This is a genomic window from Pseudomonas sp. DTU12.1 (assembly GCF_009873475.1).
Taxonomy (GTDB): domain Bacteria; phylum Pseudomonadota; class Gammaproteobacteria; order Pseudomonadales; family Pseudomonadaceae; genus Aquipseudomonas; species Aquipseudomonas proteolytica.
Genome location: NZ_CP045254.1, coordinates 451,917 through 469,506, shown reverse-complemented (window position 1 = coordinate 469,506; position 17,590 = coordinate 451,917). Strand labels below are relative to the sequence as shown.

Here is a 17,590-nt window from a genome sequence, read left to right as displayed (position 1 = left end):
TTACTTGGTTGCTGTGCCATCCGGCACAAACACGTAACCCACGCCCCACACTGTCTGGATATAACGCGGCTTGGACGGATCCGGCTCGATCATCCGGCGCAGACGGGAGATCTGCACATCGATGGAGCGCTCCAGGGCATCCCACTCGCGCCCCCGGGCCAGGTTCATCAGCTTGTCACGGGTCAGCGGTTGGCGAGCGTTCATCACCAGCGCCTTGAGCACCGCGAATTCACCGGTGGTGAGCATATGGACTTCTTCGCCACGCTTGAGCTCACGGGTCGCCAGCGACAGTTCGTAGTCACCGAAGGTCACGCTTTCGTCTTCGCTGCCTGGAGCGCCCGGGACGGGAGCCGCCTGGCGACGCAATACGGCCTTGACCCGGGCCATCAGCTCGTCGGGGTTGAACGGCTTGGCCAGGTAATCGTCGGCGCCCAGTTCCAGGCCCTTGATACGACTCAGCTCGTCGCCCTTGGCGGTCAGCATGATGATCGGGATCTGGTTGTTGCTACTGCGCAGGCGCTTGCAGGCCGTCAGGCCGTCTTCACCCGGCAACATCAGGTCGAGTACGACCAGATTGAAGACTTCACGCCCCAGCAGGCGGTCCATCTGCTCGGTGTTTGGCACCGCGCGGGCACGGTAGCCCTTGGAGGTGAAGAAACGCTCCAGCAGGCTGCTCAGCCCCGGATCGTCATCAACGATGAGAATTTTTTCGCCTTCAGCAGTTTGTGCAGTGCTGCTCATTGGATGCTCCTCTTATCTGGCGCGCATTATGGCTTAGCTGCCGTTATACGCACGGTACGCATTGTTAGCAGATTTTTCTCCAACCACCAGTGCACGTACCCCCTGGCGCAATCCCCCCAAGAAGGGAACGCTGGTTATAATGCCGCGCCTCAGTGTCCGGCCATGCCATGGCCGGCCTGGTGTTTTTTCATCTGCTTGTCGTGACTTTTTCGATTTCGAGGGTCAATAGGCTGCCTCTTGACCCAGGCAGCGGCGCCAGTCGGGCCGCTCAACCAGCCGCGCACGGCCTTGTTTTCCGGGCCTGCGAACTGCTTTCAAGAATTTCAGGTGGTTTTATGGACAGCATCAACAGCCGCATCGCCGAGGAACTCGGTGTACGCCCACAACAGGTCGAAGCGGCCGTCGCTCTACTGGATGAAGGCTCCACGGTGCCCTTCATCGCCCGTTACCGTAAAGAAGTGACCGGCAGCCTCGATGACATCCAGCTGCGGCATCTGGAAGAACGCCTGCGCTACCTGCGAGAACTCGACGAACGGCGTGTCAGCATCCTCGCCAGCATCCAGGAGCAGGGCAAGCTGACCCCGCAACTTGAACGCGATATCAAGCTTGCCGACACCAAGACCCGCCTCGAAGACCTGTACCTGCCGTACAAGCAGAAGCGCCGCACCAAGGGCCAGATCGCCCTGGAAGCCGGCCTTGGCGAGCTGGCCGATGGCCTGTTCAACGACCCGTCCCTGGCCCCGGAAGCCGAAGCTGCGCGCTTTGTCGATGCTGAAAAAGGCATCGCCGACGTCAAGGCTGCCCTCGAAGGCGCCAAGTACATCCTCATGGAGCGTTTCGCCGAGGATGCCAACCTGCTGGAAAAATTGCGTAACTACCTGAAACAGGAAGCCACCCTCAGCGCCCGCGTCATCGCCGGTAAAGAGGAAGAAGGCGCCAAGTTCCGCGATTACTTCGAACACGACGAACCGCTGAAAAGCATGCCGTCCCACCGCGCACTCGCCATTTTCCGTGGTCGCAACGAAGGCATTCTCAGCTCCGCATTGAAAGTCGGCGACGAACTGCCGGGCACCATGCACCCGTGCGAAGGCATGATCGGCCAACAATTCGGCATCCAGAATCAGAATCGTCCTGCGGACAAGTGGCTCAGTGAAGTCGTGCGCTGGACCTGGAAGGTCAAGCTCTACACCCACCTGGAAACCGACCTGCTGGGCGAGTTGCGCGACGGCGCCGAAACCGAAGCGATCAACGTGTTCGCCCACAACCTGCATGACCTACTGCTGGCAGCGCCAGCCGGCCCGCGCGCGACCCTGGGCCTGGACCCGGGCCTGCGCACCGGTTGCAAGGTCGCCGTGGTCGACGCCACCGGCAAGCTGCTGGACCACGCCACCGTTTACCCACACGTGCCCCACAACAAGTGGGACCAGACCATCGCCATCCTGGCCGCCCTGTGTGCCAAGCACGCGGTAGACCTGATCGCCATCGGCAACGGCACCGCCAGCCGCGAAACCGATAAGCTGGCCCTGGAGCTGATCAAAAAATACCCAGGCATGAAAATGACCAAGGTCATGGTCTCCGAAGCCGGCGCTTCGGTGTACTCGGCGTCGGAACTGGCCTCCAAGGAATTCCCCGACCTCGATGTGTCGATCCGTGGTGCCGTATCCATCGCCCGCCGCCTGCAGGATCCCCTGGCCGAGCTGGTGAAGATCGACCCCAAATCCATCGGCGTCGGCCAGTACCAGCACGATGTGTCGCAGCTCAAACTGGCGCGCGGCCTGGATGCGGTGGTGGAGGACTGTGTGAACAAGGTCGGCGTCGACGTAAACACCGCCTCGGTCGCCTTGCTCGCACGGATTTCCGGCCTCAACGCCACCCTGGCGCAGAATATCGTCAACCATCGTGACGAAAACGGCGCGTTCAAGACCCGTGCAGCGCTGAAAAAAGTCGCACGCCTTGGCGAAAAAACCTTCGAACAAGCCGCCGGTTTCCTGCGCGTCATGAATGGCGACAACCCGCTGGACTCCTCGGCCGTCCACCCGGAAGCCTATCCGCTGGTAAAACGCATTGCCGCCGAGACCGACCGCGATATCCGCTCGCTGATCGGCGACGCCGCGTTCCTCAAGCGCCTGGATCCGAAGAAGTACACCGACGAAACCTTCGGCGTGCCAACCATCACCGACATCCTGCAAGAGCTTGAAAAACCAGGTCGCGACCCGCGCCCCGAGTTCAAGACCGCCGAGTTCCAGGAAGGCGTCGAAGACCTCAAGGACCTGCAACTGGGGATGATTCTCGAAGGCGTGGTGACCAACGTGACCAACTTCGGCGCATTTGTGGACATCGGCGTGCATCAAGACGGTTTGGTGCACATTTCTGCGCTTTCGGAGAAGTTCATCAAGGACCCGCGCGAGGCAGTGAAGGCCGGTGACGTGGTCAAGGTCAAGGTCATGGAAGTCGATATCCCACGCAAACGCGTGGGCCTGTCGATGCGCATGAGCGATACCCCCGGCGAGAAAATCGACGGCGCCCGTGGCGCACGTCCGGGTTCGGCACCGCGCCAGTCGCAAAACCGCTCGGAAAACAGCGCACCACGCAAGGAAACCGCCACCGCAGCCCCGGCAAACAATGCCATGGCTTCGCTGTTCGCCAACGCCAAGCAACTGAAGAAACGCTGATGGATCTGCCCGCCGGCCAGACCCACAGCGCCTTCAGCGAACTGCTCGGCTGCCGCCTGCAACGCCTGGACCAGGGCGTTGCCGAGGTGGCCCTGAGCCTGGAGCCACACCTGCGCAACCGCGCAGGCAAGCTCCATGGCGGGGCGATTTTCAGCCTGGTGGACATTGCCATGGGGCTGGCCTGCTCCAGCGCCCATGGCTTTGACCAACAAAGCGCGACCATCGAGTGCAAAATCAACTACATCCGCGCCGTGTCCGACGGCGACGTGCTGTGTACCGCCCGGGTCATCCACCCCGGCCGGCGCACGCTGGTGGTCGAGGCCGAGGTGTATCAGGAGCAAAAACTCGTCGCAAAAGCACAAGGCACCTTCGCTGTCCTATAGCTCCCTGTGATCAATTTGGGTTAATTTCGGCGCTGCGAAAACAGCGTCGGAATTTTCTTCCTGCGTAATAGCCTAATTCAGGGAATGAAGTCGGCACTTTCAGAGCAGGTTATTCCAGCTCGAAAACCAGGCGATAACGCCAGTTTTAACTTCACCCTTGTAGACCGTCTTGCCCACCCCCATATTGGGGCGACTGACGCGTGAAGGAATCCAACTTGAGCGAACTTCTCAACCGCCGCCTGGCTCTGCTCGGCAAGCGCGAACACCTCTCTTTGCTTGAGCACTGCCTGCACGGCATCGAGCGTGAATGCCTGCGTGTCACCGGCGAAGGCCGCCTGGCTCAAACGCCGCATCCAGAGGCCCTGGGCGCCGCATTGACCCATGAATCGATCACCACCGACTATTCCGAGTCGCTGCTGGAGTTCATCACGCCGGCACTGCCAAACCCGGCAGACACCCTGCGCAGCCTCGACCGAATTCACCGTTTTGCCTACAGCAAGCTCGGCAACGAGTACCTGTGGAGTCCATCGATGCCGTGCCCGTTGCCGGCCGAGGAAGATATTCCGATTGCCTACTACGGCACCTCCAACATCGGACAGCTCAAGTACGTGTATCGCAAGGGCCTGGCCCTGCGCTACGGCAAGACCATGCAGTGCATCGCCGGGATCCACTACAACTTCTCCCTGCCGGAAGAGCTGTGGCCGCTGCTCAAGGAAACCGAAGGCTTCGTGGGCACCGACCGTGACTACCAGTCCACGGCCTATATCGCCCTGATCCGTAACTTCCGCCGCTACAGCTGGCTGCTGATGTACCTGTTCGGTGCCTCGCCGGCCCTGGATGCAGGCTTTTTGCGCGGGCGCTCCCATCAGCTTGAACAGTTCGATGCCGACACCCTCTACCTGCCGTATGCCACCAGCCTGCGCATGAGCGACCTGGGCTACCAAAGCAACGCCCAGGCCGGCCTTACTCCTTGCTACAACGATCTGGCCAGCTACACCGACAGCCTGCGTGAAGCGGTGGCAACGCCCTACGCGCCTTACGTCGAAGTCGGCACCCATAAGGATGGTGAGTGGGTGCAACTCAACACCAACATCCTGCAGATCGAAAACGAGTACTACTCCAACATCCGCCCCAAGCGCGTGACCTACACCGGCGAACGGCCGATCCAGGCGCTGATGGCCCGTGGCATCCAGTACATCGAAGTGCGCTGCCTGGACATCAACCCGTTCCTGCCGATGGGTATCGATTTGCCAGAGTCGCGCTTCCTCGATGCGTTCCTGCTGTACTGCGCGCTGAATGACAGCCCGTTGTTCGAAAACAACGAGTGCGGGAATGCCACATCGAACTTCCTCAGCGTGGTCAAGGAAGGCCGGCGCCCGGGTCTGCAATTGCAGCGTCGCGGGCAACCCGTGGAAATGAAGGCATGGGCCGCCGAACTGCTGGAGAAAATCGCCCCGCTGGCTGCACTGCTGGACCAGAGCCATGGCATCAATGAGCACAGCCAGGCGCTGGATGCCCAGTTGGCGAAGATTCAGGACCCGTCCCTGACCCCGTCGGCCCAGGTGTTGGCGGCGATGCAGGAGCGCAAGGAAAGCTTTGCGCAGTTCTCCCTGCGCCAGAGCGAAGTGCATGCCGAGTACTTCCGCAGCGAGCCGTTGCCGGCGGACGAACAAGCACGCTTTGAAGAGCTGGCCCGCAGTTCCCTGGCACAACAGGCGGAGCTGGAGCAGAACGAAGTGGGCGATTTCGATGTGTTTGTCGGGTCTTACCAGGCCAGCATCCTGGCGATCAGCAACTGACACCTGGCTCGGATCCCGTGTGGGAGCGGGCTTGCTCGCGAAAGCGGTGTATCAGTCAGCACTTATATTGACTGACACACCGCTTTCGCGAGCAAGCCCGCTCCCACATTTGTCCTAAGCGTCTTCAAAGTTCTCCTCATAAGCTAATTCGAAAATGTTATTTATTTTCGGATTCTTAGATCATTTAGTCTCCTCCCACGCCGACCCTCGGCCGCCTGATGAGGAGCTACACCATGAAACTGCCTTCCCCTTTGCGCCTCCTGGCGGCTGTATCCCTGGCCGGCGCGAGCCTGTTTGCCCAGGCGGCCGATGTGACCATCGCCTACCAGACCACCGTTGACCCGGCCAAAGTCGCCCAGGCCGACGGCGCTTATGAAAAAGCCACCAACGCCAAGATCGACTGGCGCAAATTCGACAATGGCGCCGATATCATCGCCGCCATCGCGTCCGGCGACGTGCAGATCGGCTACCTCGGTTCCAGCCCGCTGACCGCCGCCATCACCCGCAAAGTCCCGGTGCAGACCTTCCTCGTCGCGACCCAGATCGGTGGCGCCGAAGCCCTGGTGGCGCGCAACGGTTCCGGGATCAACAGCCCCCAGGACCTGATCGGCAAGAAAATCGCCGTGCCGTTCGTGTCCACCGGCCACTACAGCCTGCTGGCCGCGCTCAAACACTGGAACATCGATCCCGCGAAAGTCACCGTGCTCAATCTCGCCCCGCCGGCCATCATTGCGGCGTGGAAGCGTGGCGATATCGACGCTACTTATGTCTGGGACCCGGCCCTGGGCGTGGCCAAGGAAAACGGCAAAGTGCTGATCACCTCCGGCGAACTGGCCAAGTTCGGCGCGCCGACCTTCGATGCCTGGATCGTGCGTAAGGACTTTGCCGAGAAGCACCCGGAAATCGTCAGCGCCTTCGCCAAAGTCACCCTCGATGCCTACGCCCAATACCGCAAAGACCCACAAGCCTGGCTGGCCGACAAGGGCAACGTCGACAAACTGGTGAAGCTCTCCGGCGCCAAGGCCAGCGACATTCCGTTGCTGCTGCAAGGCAACGTCTACCCGCTGGCCGCCGACCAAGTGACGCTGCTTGGCGCCCCCACCACCAAGGCTGTGACCGACACCGCCGCGTTCCTCAAGGAACAAGGCAAGGTCGAGGCCGTGCTGCCGGACTACGCCCCTTACGTCAGCGCCAAGTTCATCACCAACTGATCGGGAGTTCACTGCGATGGCCTTGCTACAGCTGGAGCGCATCAGCGCACAGTACCCCGGCGCAACCACGCCCGTGCTGGCGGATATTTCCCTGACCCTTGGGCCCCAGCAATTGCTGGTAGCCCTCGGCCCTTCCGGCAGTGGCAAGACTTCGCTGTTGAACCTGATTGCCGGTTTCGTCGAACCCAGCGCCGGGCGCATCACCCTCGACGGCGTACCCGTCAAAGGCCCGAGTGCCGAACGTGGCGTGGTGTTCCAGGACGACGCACTGCTGCCCTGGCAGGATGTGCTGGCCAATGTCGGCTTCGGCCTGGAACTGGCCGGCGTGCCCAAGGCCCAACGGCAAGTCCGCGCCCGTGAAATGCTCGCGCTGGTGGACCTGGCGGGTTTTGACAGCCGGCGCATCTGGCAACTGTCCGGTGGGCAGAAACAACGTGTGGGCCTGGCCCGCGCCCTGGCCGCCGACCCGCGGGTATTGCTGATGGACGAACCCTTCGGCGCCCTCGATGCCTTCACCCGTGAACAGATGCAAGAGCTGCTGCTGCAAGTCTGGCGGCGCACGGCCAAGCCGGTGTTCCTGATCACCCACGACATCGAAGAAGCGGTATTTCTCGCCACCGACCTGATTCTGCTGGCCCCCAACCCCGGGCAAATCGTCGAGCGCCTGAGCCTGGATTTCGGCCAGCGTTACGCTGCCGGCGAATCGGCGCGCGCGATCAAGTCCGACCCACGGTTTATCGAAACCCGCGAGCACGTGCTGGGCAAAGTGTTCTCGCAACGGCAGGTGTACGCATGAGCAGTTATGAAATCCCGGCCACTGCCGTCAGCCAAGCCAGCCCACCGCTGCGTCGCACGTTGAGCACGCGCTGGATCAGTGTGCTGACGCTGGTTGCGCTGCTGGCGCTGTGGTGGGCCGTGACCGCCAGCGGGCTGATCGAGCCGCTGTTCCTGCCGCCGCCGGCGGCCGTATTGCAAAAAGGCTGGCTGCTGGCAACCAGCGGCTACATGGACTCCACCCTCTGGCAGCATCTGGGCGCCAGCCTGGGTCGCATTGGCCTGGGCCTGGGCTTTGCGGTGCTGACCGCCGTGCCGGTCGGCATTGCCATCGGCGCCAACCGTATCGCCCGTGGCATTCTCGACCCGCTGATCGAGTTCTACCGCCCGATCCCACCGCTGGCCTACCTGCCGCTGATCGTGATCTGGTGCGGCATTGGCGAGCTGTCCAAAGTGTTGCTGATCTACCTGGCGATCTTCGCGCCAATTGCCATCGCTACCGCCACCGGCGTACGCACCGTAGACCCGGCCAAATTGCGCGCAGCGCAGTCCCTGGGCGCGACGCGGGCGCAGTTGATCCGCCATGTGATTCTGCCCAGCGCCCTGCCCGACATCCTCACCGGCGTGCGCATCGGCCTGGGCGTGGGCTGGTCGACCCTGGTCGCCGCCGAACTGATCGCCGCCACCAGCGGCCTGGGGTTCATGGTGCAGTCAGCGGCGCAGTTTTTGGTCACCGATGTGGTGGTGCTGGGCATCCTGGTCATCGCCCTGATTGCCTTCGCCATGGAAATGGGCCTGCGTGCCCTGCAGCGCAAGCTGGTGCCATGGCATGGCCAGGCCCACTGAATAACAACAGCACTGACTACGCCGGCATCTCGGCGCCCGACATTTGCGAGAAGAGCATGAGCCGCCTGACCGTTACCCCCTTAAGCAGCGCCCTGGGCGCCCAGATCAGTGGCGTCGATATTGCCCAGCCGCTGAACCTCGAACAGCGCGACGCCATCGAGCAGGCGCTGCTCCAGCATTCGGTGCTGTTCTTTCGCGACCAGCCGATCACCCCGCAACAGCAAGCGCGCTTCGCGGCGAATTTCGGTGACCTGCACATTCACCCGATCTACCCCAACGTGCCGGAACAACCCGAAGTGCTGATCCTCGACACCGCCGTCACCGACGTGCGCGACAACGCCATCTGGCACACCGACGTGACCTTCCTGCCCACGCCAGCCATGGGCGCCGTGCTCAGCGCCAAGCTGCTGCCGGCCTTTGGCGGTGACACCTTGTGGGCCAGCGGCATCGCGGCCTTTGAGGCGTTATCGGAACCGATGAAGGGCTTTTTGACCGGCCTGACGGCGACCCACGACTTCACTCGCTCGTTCCCTCTGGAGCGTTACGGCAACACCGCCCAAGACCTGGCTCGCTGGGAAGAAGCACGCAGGAAAAACCCGCCACTGTCGCACCCGGTGATTCGCACGCACCCGGTCAGCGGGCGCAAATCGCTGTTTGTCAGCGACGGCTTCACCAGCAAGATCAACGAACTGGAACCGGCCGAAAGCGAGGTCATCCTCAAACTGCTGTTCGCCCACGCCACTCGCCCGGAATTCACTATCCGCTGGCGCTGGCAAGCCAACGACGTGGCCTTCTGGGACAACCGCGTCACCCAGCACTACGCCGTGGACGACTACCGGCCACAACGACGGGTGATGCATCGGGCAACAATCCTGGGTGACGTGCCCTTCTAACAGGCCCTTGTAGGGGCGAGCTTGCTCGCGAAAAACCCAAGGACGCTGCGGGGCATCAGATGCCCCGCGTTTTCGTTGCCGATCTTCACGAGCAAGCTCGCGCCTACAGTTTGTTCAGCGCACCAGATGCAGGAACTGCAGATGCCGCTCGTACTGGTCGAGGATGTCGTTGATGATCTGCTCCTTGGTGTAGCCCACCAAGTCGTAGTCCTGGCTACCCTCGCTCAGATGTACTTCCGCGCGGTAGTAGCGACGGTTGTTCATCTCTTTGGAGCCCATGCCACCACGGGCAAAGGAAGGCGTGAAGTAGCCGCGCATCTGCACCTGGTAGACAAACGGATGCTCTTCGCCGTGGCCGATTTCCAGGCTGACGCTGTCGTTGGACGGGTCGGGCTGGGTGACGACGTTCAGGCCTTTCTCGACAAACACCGCAGTCACTTCCTCAATGGCCGGGCGTACTGTGGTTTCGAGGAAGCGGTAGACCTCGTCCCGTGAAGGAAAGTGCACCGCCTGGCTCAAGCGCTGGCGCCAGCCGCCACGGCCCTTGCGGGATGCCGATACCGGGGCCAGGGAGTGCAGTTGGGCAATCTGCTTCTGGGATTCGAGGTAGAACGCCTTGTGCAGCCCCCACATCATCAACAGCAGGATCAACGAGAACGGCAGCGAGGTCAGCACGACTGCGGACTTGAGCGAGTCTATGCTGCCGGCAAACAGCAAGGCGCTGGTCACCAGCGCGGTCATCGCGCCCCAGAACACCCGCAGCCACTTGGGCCCGTCTTCATCGGCGTTGCCACCCTTGGACGACAGGGTCGACAGCACCACGGTGCCGGAGTCGGCCGAAGTGACAAAGAACACAAAGCTGATAAACACCGTGACCGCGATCACGGTCTTGCTCCACGGGTAGGTTTCCAGCAGCAGGTAGAGGCTCATCGAGGGGTCGTCGATGGCCGACTGACCCAAGGCGACCATGCCGTGGTTGAGCACCTGGTCAATGGCGCTGTTGCCGAAGATCGACATCCACGCCAAGGTGAAGCCCAGCGGGATCAGCAGCACGCCGAAGACGAACTCGCGGATGGTGCGGCCACGGGAAATCCGTGCGATGAACAGGCCCACGAACGGCGACCACGCGATCCACCAGGCCCAGTAGAACACGGTCCAACCGCCGAGCCAGTCGCTGGGCTTGTCGTAGGCGTACACATCAAAACTCTTGCTCGGCAATGCGCCGAGGTAGTCACCGATGTTCTGGATCAGGGTGTTGAGCAAATGCTGGGTGGGCCCGGCGAACAGCACAAACAGCAGCAGCGCACAGGCCAGCAGCATGTTGATGTCGGACATGACGCGCACACCCTTGTCGACGCCGGCCACCGCGACCAGGATCGCCGCGCCCATCATCAGGGTGATCAGGCCGACCTGGATCCATTGGGTGTGGGCGATGCCGAACAGGTAGTCCAGGCCCGAGTTGAGGTGCAGCACCCCAAAGCCCATATCGGCCCCCAGGCCGAACACCGTGGCGATGATCCCGAAGCCATCCACTGCATAGCCAATAGGGCCGTTGATGCGCTTGCCGATCAGCGGGTACAGCGCCGAACGCAAGGCCAGCGGCAGGTTATGCCGGTAAGCGAAGTACGCCAGGGCCATGCCGACAAACGCAAATACGCCCCAGCCGTGCAGGCCCCAATGCAGGAATAGCACCTGCATGGCCTGGCGCGCCGCATCGGCGTTCAAGGCCTCGCCCTGGGGCGGTTGCACCAGGTGGGTCAAGGGCTCCGAGACGCAGAAGAAAAACAGCGTGATGCTGATCCCGGCGGCAAACAGCATGCCGGCCCAGGACAAATAACTGAATTCGGGCTCGTCGTGGTCGGCACCGAGTTTGATCTTGCCGTAGCCAGACAACGCGGTGACCACCACGAAGACCAGATACAGGGTCATCGCCAGCATGTAGTACCAGCCGACCGTATTGGCCGCCCAGTTTTGCGCGGCCAGCAACCAGGCGCCGGCCTGTTCGGGGATCGCGATGACGGTGAGGCCAAACAGCAGGATGAAGCTCGCGGCGAAGTAAAACACCGGCGCATTCATGCGCACCAGGCCGCTTGGAGGGGCAGACGATGCACTCATGAACGGTGCACCTCGAGGGTGTTGGATGTGGCTGTATAAAACGGACTCAGCAAAGGTAAGCCTCCTGTTGTGAGCGGGCAGCGAACCACCGGTTTAACTTGAACGAACGTTCAAGTTAAACATGAATAGGCGGTCTGGGACTAATCGCAAGGCTGAGTGGTAGGTAATTCCTACACTAGCTCAAGGAAGGGTATGACGGGCGGGAAAGGCAAAACGTTCAGCGATTGCTGGTTGAATTTGGAATACAGGCAAAAAATGTGGGAGCGGGCTTGCTCGCGAATGCGGTGTGTCAGGCACAAAGTCAGTGGCTGACACACCGCATTCGCGAGCAAGCCCGCACACACATTAGATCGTCGCTACTTCAACACTACTTCTGCGTCCCATCATCATGCTGCAAATTCGCCTGGGTGATGTTCGCCCCCGCCGGCACGCTGCGGGTCAGCCACACATTGCCGCCAATGGTCGAGCCCTTGCCGATGGTGATCCGCCCCAGGATCGTCGCCCCGGCATAGATCACCACATCGTCCTCCACAATCGGGTGGCGCGGATGGCCCTTCTGCAACTGCCCATCCTCATCCGCCGGGAAACGCTTGGCGCCCAGGGTTACCGCCTGGTAGATACGCACCCGCTCGCCAATGATCGCCGTCTCGCCAATCACCACACCCGTACCGTGGTCAATAAAGAAGCTCGGGCCGATCTGCGCGCCAGGGTGAATATCGATGCCGGTGGCCGAGTGGGCGATTTCCGCGCTGATCCGCGCCAGCAGAGGCAGCCCGGCGCGATACAAATGGTGGGCCAGGCGATGGTGGATCACCGCCAGGATCCCCGGGTAGCACAGCAACACCTCATCCACACTGCGCGCGGCCGGGTCGCCGTGATAGGCGGCCAGCACATCGGTGTCCAACAGGCTGCGCAACGCCGGCAAGGCCAGGGCAAAGTCCTGGATCAGGCGAATGGCCAATGCATCGACTTCATTATCGGCATGGCCGCCTTGGCGCGCGGCATAGCGCAACTCCAGGCGGGCCTGGGCGAGCAAGGCATTGAGCGCCACATCGAGGGTATGGCCGACGTAAAAGTCCTCGCTCTCCTCGCGCAAATCCACCGGCCCCAGGCGCATGGGGAACAGTGCGCCACACAACGCCTCGAGAATCTGCGCCACCGCATCACGGGAAGGTAATTCGCGACCGCCCTGCTCGCCGCTGACCCGGCCGTTGCGCGTGCGCCACTGGTCCCGGGCGCCACGCAACTGGCTGACGATGGTCTGTAATTGCCAATGACTGGAACGCTCGCTCACGGTATTCACTCCTGACGTAATGGCCATCACTTTACGGTATGCAACCGGGCCGCCCTTAAGAACCAATGGTGCAATGCTAATAACCGCAGAGCATAAGCAACTGGCAGTTGCCCGCGCAAAAAGCCCTGCCTATAGTCCTTCCCATCTCCTCTTACCCGTGCGTGACCATGATCAAACAACAGCTCGACCGTTTTAATCGTCTGGAACTGCTGGGTGGCGCCACCGCCCTGGAAAAACTTGAACGACTGTCGACCTGGCTGGGCCGTGATATCTACATCAAGCGCGACGACACCACGCCCCTGGCCATGGGCGGCAACAAACTGCGCAAGCTCGAATACCTCGCCGCCGATGCCCTGGCCCAGGGCGCCGATACGCTGATCACCGCCGGTGCGATCCAGTCCAACCATGTGCGCCAGACCGCCGCCCTGGCGGCCAAGCTGGGCCTGGGCTGTGTCGCCCTGCTGGAAAACCCCACAGGCACCGACGACCCCAACTACCTGGGCAATGGCAACCGCTTGTTGGTAGAGCTGTTCGACGCCAAGGTCGAACTCGTCGAAAACCTGGACAACGCCGACGAGCAACTCCATGCCCTGGCCGAGCGCCTGCGCAGCAATGGCAAAAATCCCTATCTGGTGCCGATCGGCGGCTCCAACGCCCTGGGCGCCCTGGGCTATGTGCGCGCCGGGCTGGAACTGGCCGCGCAGATTGACGCCAGCGGCCTGCAATTCGCGGCGGTGGTCCTGGCATCCGGCAGCGCCGGCACCCACAGCGGCCTGGCCCTGGCGTTGAGCGAGGTGCAGCCGGACTTGCCAGTGATTGGCGTCACCGTATCGCGCACCGACGAAGCGCAACGGCCCAAGGTCCAGGGCCTGGCCGAGCGCACGGCGCAGTTGCTGGGAGTGGAGGTACCCGACGCGTTCAAGGTGATCCTGTGGGACGAATACTTCGCCCCGCGCTACGGCGAACCCAATGCCGGCACCCTGGCGGCAATCAAGCTGCTGGCGAGCCAGGAAGGCCTGCTGCTCGACCCGGTCTACACCGGCAAGGCCATGGCCGGGTTGCTGGACGGCATCGGACGCGGGGCGTTCGAAGACGGGCCGATCATCTTCCTGCACACCGGCGGGGCGCCGGCGTTGTTTGCCTATGACTCATTGTTCTGACGGGAGGCATGCCTACTAAATGTGGGAGCGGGCTTGCTCGCGAACGCGGTGTATCAGTCAAACTATCCATCAATGACCCACCGCATTCGCGAGCAAGCCCGCTCCCACAATTGAATTTTCATCGCTCACATATTCCTTAATAGAATATAAAACTGAATTTATATTATTTTTAACGCTTTAAACCTCGCCCTATAGTCGCGCTCCCACACACCGCGTTTTTAGGGCAGGATACGACCACTGCGTCACCTGCTTCGCACACCACAAAAAACACAGGGGCTTGTCATGACTATTTCTGTATTGCGTCGCACATTGCTGGTTGGCACATTGGGCCTGGCCCTTGGCGCCGGGTTGCTGGGCCAGGCGGTGGCCGGCGAGCAACTGGGCAAGATCAAGAAGGCCGGCGAGATCAAGATCGGCCTGGAAGGCACCTACCCACCGTTCAGCTTCGTTGATGAAAGCGGCAAGCTCAGCGGCTTTGAAGTCGAGCTGTCCGAAGCCCTGGCCAAGGAGCTGGGCGTCAAGGTCAAGCTGCAAGCCACACCGTGGGACGGCATCCTCGCCGCACTGGAATCCAAGCGCCTCGACGCCGTGGTCAACCAGGTGACGATCTCCGAAGAGCGCCAGAAAAAGTACGATTTCTCCAAGCCCTACACCGTCTCCGGGATCCAGGCCCTGACCCTGGCGAAAAACGTCGACACCATCAAGACCGCCGATGACCTGGCCGGCAAGAAAGTCGGGGTAGGCCTGGGCACCAACTACGAACAATGGCTCAAGGACAACCAACCCAAGGCCATCATCAAGACCTATAACGACGACCCGACCAAGTTCCAGGACCTGCGCATCGGCCGTATCGACGCGATTCTGATCGACCGCCTGGCGGCCCTGGAATATGCGAAGAAAGCCACGGACACCGCCGCTGCCGGTGAAGCCTTCTCCCGCCAGGAAGCCGGGATTGCCCTGCGCAAAGGCGAGCCTGAGCTGCTTGAAGCGGTCAACCAGGCCCTCGACAAACTGCGCGCCGACGGCACCTTGAAGAAGCTGTCCGAGAAATACTTCAACGCTGACGTCACTCAATAATGGAAGCAGGTTTCCAACTCGCGCTCGACTCCGCGCCCTTTCTGCTCAAGGGCGCGTACTACACGGTGATCCTCAGCCTCGGCGGGATGTTTTTCGGTTTGCTGCTGGGCTTCGGCCTGGCCTTGATGCGCCTGTCGCGCTTCAAGCTCTTGAGCTGGACCGCCCGGGTGTACGTCTCGTTCTTTCGCGGCACGCCGTTGCTGGTACAGCTGTTTTTGATCTACTACGGCTTGCCGCAAGTGGGGATCGAGCTGGATCCGATCCCGGCGGCGATGATCGGCTTTTCGCTGAACATGGCCGCCTACGCCTGTGAAATCCTGCGCGCCGCCATCGGCTCCATCGAACGTGGCCAGTGGGAAGCTGCCGCCAGTATTGGCATGACCCGCGCGCAAACCCTGCGCCGGGCCATCCTGCCGCAGGCCATGCGCACGGCCCTGCCGCCTTTGGGCAACAGCTTTATTTCGCTGGTCAAGGACACGGCGCTGGCCGCCACCATCCAGGTGCCCGAACTGTTCCGCCAGGCCCAACTGGTGTCTGCACGCACCTTTGAAATTTTCACCATGTACCTGTCCGCGGCCCTGATCTACTGGGTCCTGGCAAGCATCCTGGCGCATTTTCAAAATCGCCTGGAAGACCGGGTCAACCGGCATGACCTGGAGTCTTGACGCATGATCGTGGTTGAAAAACTGACCAAACAATTCAAGGGCCAAGTGGTGCTCAACGGGATCGACCTGGAGGTCAAGGAAGGCGAAGTCGTCGCCATCATCGGCCCCAGCGGGTCTGGCAAGACCACCTTCCTGCGCTGCCTGAACTTCCTTGAAGAACCCACCAGCGGCCGGATCAAGGTCGGCGACATCCAGATCGACGGCAGCCGTCCGCTCAACCAGCAACAAAGCCTGGTGCGGCGCCTGCGCCAGCATGTGGGCTTTGTGTTCCAGAACTTCAACCTGTTCCCCCACCGCACCGCGCTGGAAAACGTCATCGAAGGGCCGCTGGTGGTCAAGAAGATGCCACGCGAAGCCGCCGATCGCCTCGGTCGCTCGCTACTGGCCAAGGTTGGCCTGGCGGGCAAGGAAGACGCCTACCCCCGGCGCCTGTCCGGTGGCCAGCAGCAACGGGTGGCCATTGCCCGGGCCTTGGCGATGGAACCGGAAGTCATCCTGTTCGATGAGCCGACCTCGGCCCTCGACCCAGAGTTGGTGGGCGAAGTACTGGCGACCATCCGCAGCCTGGCCGAAGAGAACCGCACCATGGTCATCGTCACCCACGAAATGAGTTTTGCGCGGGACGTGGCCAACCGGGTGATCTTTTTCGACAAGGGCGTGATCGTCGAGCAAGGCGAAGCCAAGGCGCTGTTTGCCAACCCCAGGGAAGAACGGACCCGGCAGTTCCTCAGCAAATTCCTCACCCACTAACCCCCCACTCACTGTAGGAGCGAGCTTGCTCGCGAAAAACGCCCAGACGACACGGTTAATTTGATTCTCCGCGTTATCGTTGACGTTCTTCGCGAGCAAGCTCGCTCCTACAGGGATCGGCGCTCATCACATGGAAAAGCACCCTACCCAAACCCGCCTTTACACCCCCTCCCAGTCAGACCCATCTGAATAATCCCAAACCCGCCGTTTAGCCTTTTGCCGCCATTGACGCCCCCTGGCCAACCCTCTTATCTAAGGCCCAGAGGATTGGATCCTATCCTGGCTTTTCAAAAAAATCGTTCCTTTCGAACCCCCCTCCGGGGCTCGGAACGATCGCTGCTGGCTGCATCAAGGAGATTATTTATGAAGCACCTTCCCCCCCTGGCCATGTTCGCCGCGCCGACAGTGCCCCAGGCCCTCAAACAAGGTATCAATGCGCACGCCGCCACCCATTTGCAGGTCGATATCGCCCCCTACCCAAACATGGGCAAGGGCGACCTGATCGAGCTGTTCTGGAACAACTGCTTTGCCGCCTCCAAGCGCGTAGGCGCCTCCGATATCGGCCAGCCCAGCAGCCTGCGGGTGCCCGAGAGTTTTGTGCAAAATGGCGCCGCACGCATTCATTACCGGGTCATGCAAGTGGGGCGCGGCCCGGCGCGCTCCCTGATCACCCGCGTGCAGGTCAAGACCGCGTGCCCTGGCGGCCAGCCATCGGTGCTGTGTGGTGAAGAAAACCAGAGCCTGGCCCCGGTCGGCCTGCCGGAAACCATTCGCCGCCATGGCGTCAACCCCAGCCAGATCCGCCGGGGCGTGCCGTTGATCATCGAACCCTACCTGAACATGGCCACCGGCGATGCAATCACCCTGCGCTGGGGCGACGCGCGCCTTGACCTGCCGCCCATCCAGGCCCATGAGGTGGGCCGGCCGGTGCATGTCTGGGTGCCTTCGGCGCTGATCCTCGACGCGGGCGACGATGCACGCCAGGAGGTCACCTACTGCGTGATCGACCGTGTGGGCAACAACTCCCGCTGGGCCCCGCCACGCACCGTGAGCATCGGCCAGGCCCAGGCCCATGGCCCGGCCGGCCATCCGTCGGTGTACCAGCCACGGCGTCCTGGCTCGCCTTGCGAGCCGGGGTGACAGACCTTCTATGCATATTCCTAAAAGTTAGTTTATTTAAAAAATAAACACGCTTAGGGTATATACACCG

General features: G+C 61.7%; 15 protein-coding genes. 12 read left to right on the top strand and 3 right to left on the bottom strand.

What is annotated here, in order from left to right; translation table 11 throughout:
* Positions 1 to 741 carry a two-component system response regulator OmpR gene (gene ompR, locus GDV60_RS02045; protein WP_029299776.1) on the bottom strand — a complete coding sequence of 247 codons (741 nt, stop codon included), beginning with the start codon at positions 739 to 741 and terminating at the stop codon, positions 1 to 3.
* Positions 742 to 1,076: 335 nt separating this feature from the next.
* Here ompR and GDV60_RS02040 point away from each other — a divergent pair, with 335 nt between their 5' ends.
* The 7 genes from GDV60_RS02040 (at position 1,077) to tauD (ending at position 9,319) form a co-directional block, all read left to right on the top strand.
* Entirely contained in the window at positions 1,077 to 3,413 is a 2,337-nt protein-coding gene (locus GDV60_RS02040; protein ID WP_133714022.1) for a Tex family protein, read from the top strand.
* Positions 3,413 to 3,796 (top strand): PaaI family thioesterase, encoded by a 384-nt coding sequence (locus tag GDV60_RS02035; protein WP_092232729.1) that lies wholly within the window; start codon positions 3,413 to 3,415, stop codon positions 3,794 to 3,796. Before GDV60_RS02040 ends, GDV60_RS02035 begins: the two co-directional genes overlap by 1 nt.
* A gap of 215 nt (positions 3,797 to 4,011) precedes the next feature.
* Positions 4,012 to 5,595, top strand: a complete 1,584-nt coding sequence (gshA, locus tag GDV60_RS02030; protein ID WP_070995015.1) for a glutamate--cysteine ligase — start codon at positions 4,012 to 4,014, stop codon at positions 5,593 to 5,595.
* Positions 5,596 to 5,828: 233 nt separating this feature from the next.
* Positions 5,829 to 6,806, top strand: coding sequence for a taurine ABC transporter substrate-binding protein (tauA, locus tag GDV60_RS02025; RefSeq protein ID WP_029299768.1), 978 nt, complete (start codon positions 5,829 to 5,831; stop codon positions 6,804 to 6,806).
* A 16-nt stretch (positions 6,807 to 6,822) separates the two neighbouring features.
* Positions 6,823 to 7,602: a taurine ABC transporter ATP-binding subunit gene (tauB, locus tag GDV60_RS02020; RefSeq protein WP_029299767.1), complete on the top strand. Its 780-nt coding sequence runs from the start codon at positions 6,823 to 6,825 to the stop codon at positions 7,600 to 7,602.
* The gene (tauC, locus tag GDV60_RS02015; protein ID WP_029299766.1) at positions 7,599 to 8,426 is read left to right on the top strand and encodes a taurine ABC transporter permease TauC; all 828 of its coding nucleotides are present in this window, start codon (positions 7,599 to 7,601) and stop codon (positions 8,424 to 8,426) included. The genes tauB and tauC overlap by 4 nt, the downstream gene beginning before the upstream one ends.
* 56 nt (positions 8,427 to 8,482) lie before the next feature.
* Positions 8,483 to 9,319, top strand: coding sequence for a taurine dioxygenase (tauD, locus tag GDV60_RS02010; protein WP_029299765.1), 837 nt, complete (start codon positions 8,483 to 8,485; stop codon positions 9,317 to 9,319).
* Positions 9,320 to 9,433: 114 nt separating this feature from the next.
* On the opposite strand, the gene betT is transcribed toward tauD, so the two are convergent.
* Both betT and epsC read right to left on the bottom strand, forming a co-directional pair.
* Positions 9,434 to 11,395, bottom strand: coding sequence for a choline transporter BetT (betT, locus tag GDV60_RS02005; RefSeq protein WP_166647830.1), 1,962 nt, complete (start codon positions 11,393 to 11,395; stop codon positions 9,434 to 9,436).
* A gap of 406 nt (positions 11,396 to 11,801) precedes the next feature.
* Positions 11,802 to 12,728: a serine O-acetyltransferase EpsC gene (gene epsC, locus GDV60_RS02000; protein ID WP_029299762.1), complete on the bottom strand. Its 927-nt coding sequence runs from the start codon at positions 12,726 to 12,728 to the stop codon at positions 11,802 to 11,804.
* Positions 12,729 to 12,895: 167 nt separating this feature from the next.
* Here epsC and GDV60_RS01995 point away from each other — a divergent pair, with 167 nt between their 5' ends.
* The 5 genes from GDV60_RS01995 to GDV60_RS01975 all read left to right on the top strand — a co-directional run bounded on the left by GDV60_RS01995 (position 12,896) and on the right by GDV60_RS01975 (position 17,520).
* The gene (locus GDV60_RS01995; protein WP_029299760.1) at positions 12,896 to 13,888 is read left to right on the top strand and encodes a D-cysteine desulfhydrase; all 993 of its coding nucleotides are present in this window, start codon (positions 12,896 to 12,898) and stop codon (positions 13,886 to 13,888) included.
* A gap of 282 nt (positions 13,889 to 14,170) precedes the next feature.
* Positions 14,171 to 14,965 (top strand): cystine ABC transporter substrate-binding protein, encoded by a 795-nt coding sequence (gene tcyJ / locus GDV60_RS01990; RefSeq protein ID WP_029299562.1) that lies wholly within the window; start codon positions 14,171 to 14,173, stop codon positions 14,963 to 14,965.
* Positions 14,965 to 15,630: a cystine ABC transporter permease gene (gene tcyL, locus GDV60_RS01985; protein WP_029299561.1), complete on the top strand. Its 666-nt coding sequence runs from the start codon at positions 14,965 to 14,967 to the stop codon at positions 15,628 to 15,630. The genes tcyJ and tcyL overlap by 1 nt, the downstream gene beginning before the upstream one ends.
* A 3-nt stretch (positions 15,631 to 15,633) precedes the next feature.
* The gene (gene tcyN, locus GDV60_RS01980) at positions 15,634 to 16,380 is read left to right on the top strand and encodes an L-cystine ABC transporter ATP-binding protein TcyN (RefSeq protein WP_029299559.1); all 747 of its coding nucleotides are present in this window, start codon (positions 15,634 to 15,636) and stop codon (positions 16,378 to 16,380) included.
* Between the two features lie 363 nt (positions 16,381 to 16,743).
* On the top strand, positions 16,744 to 17,520 hold the full coding sequence (locus GDV60_RS01975) for a hypothetical protein (RefSeq protein WP_159906108.1): 777 nt from the start codon (positions 16,744 to 16,746) through the stop codon (positions 17,518 to 17,520).
* Positions 17,521 to 17,590 lie beyond the last annotated feature (70 nt).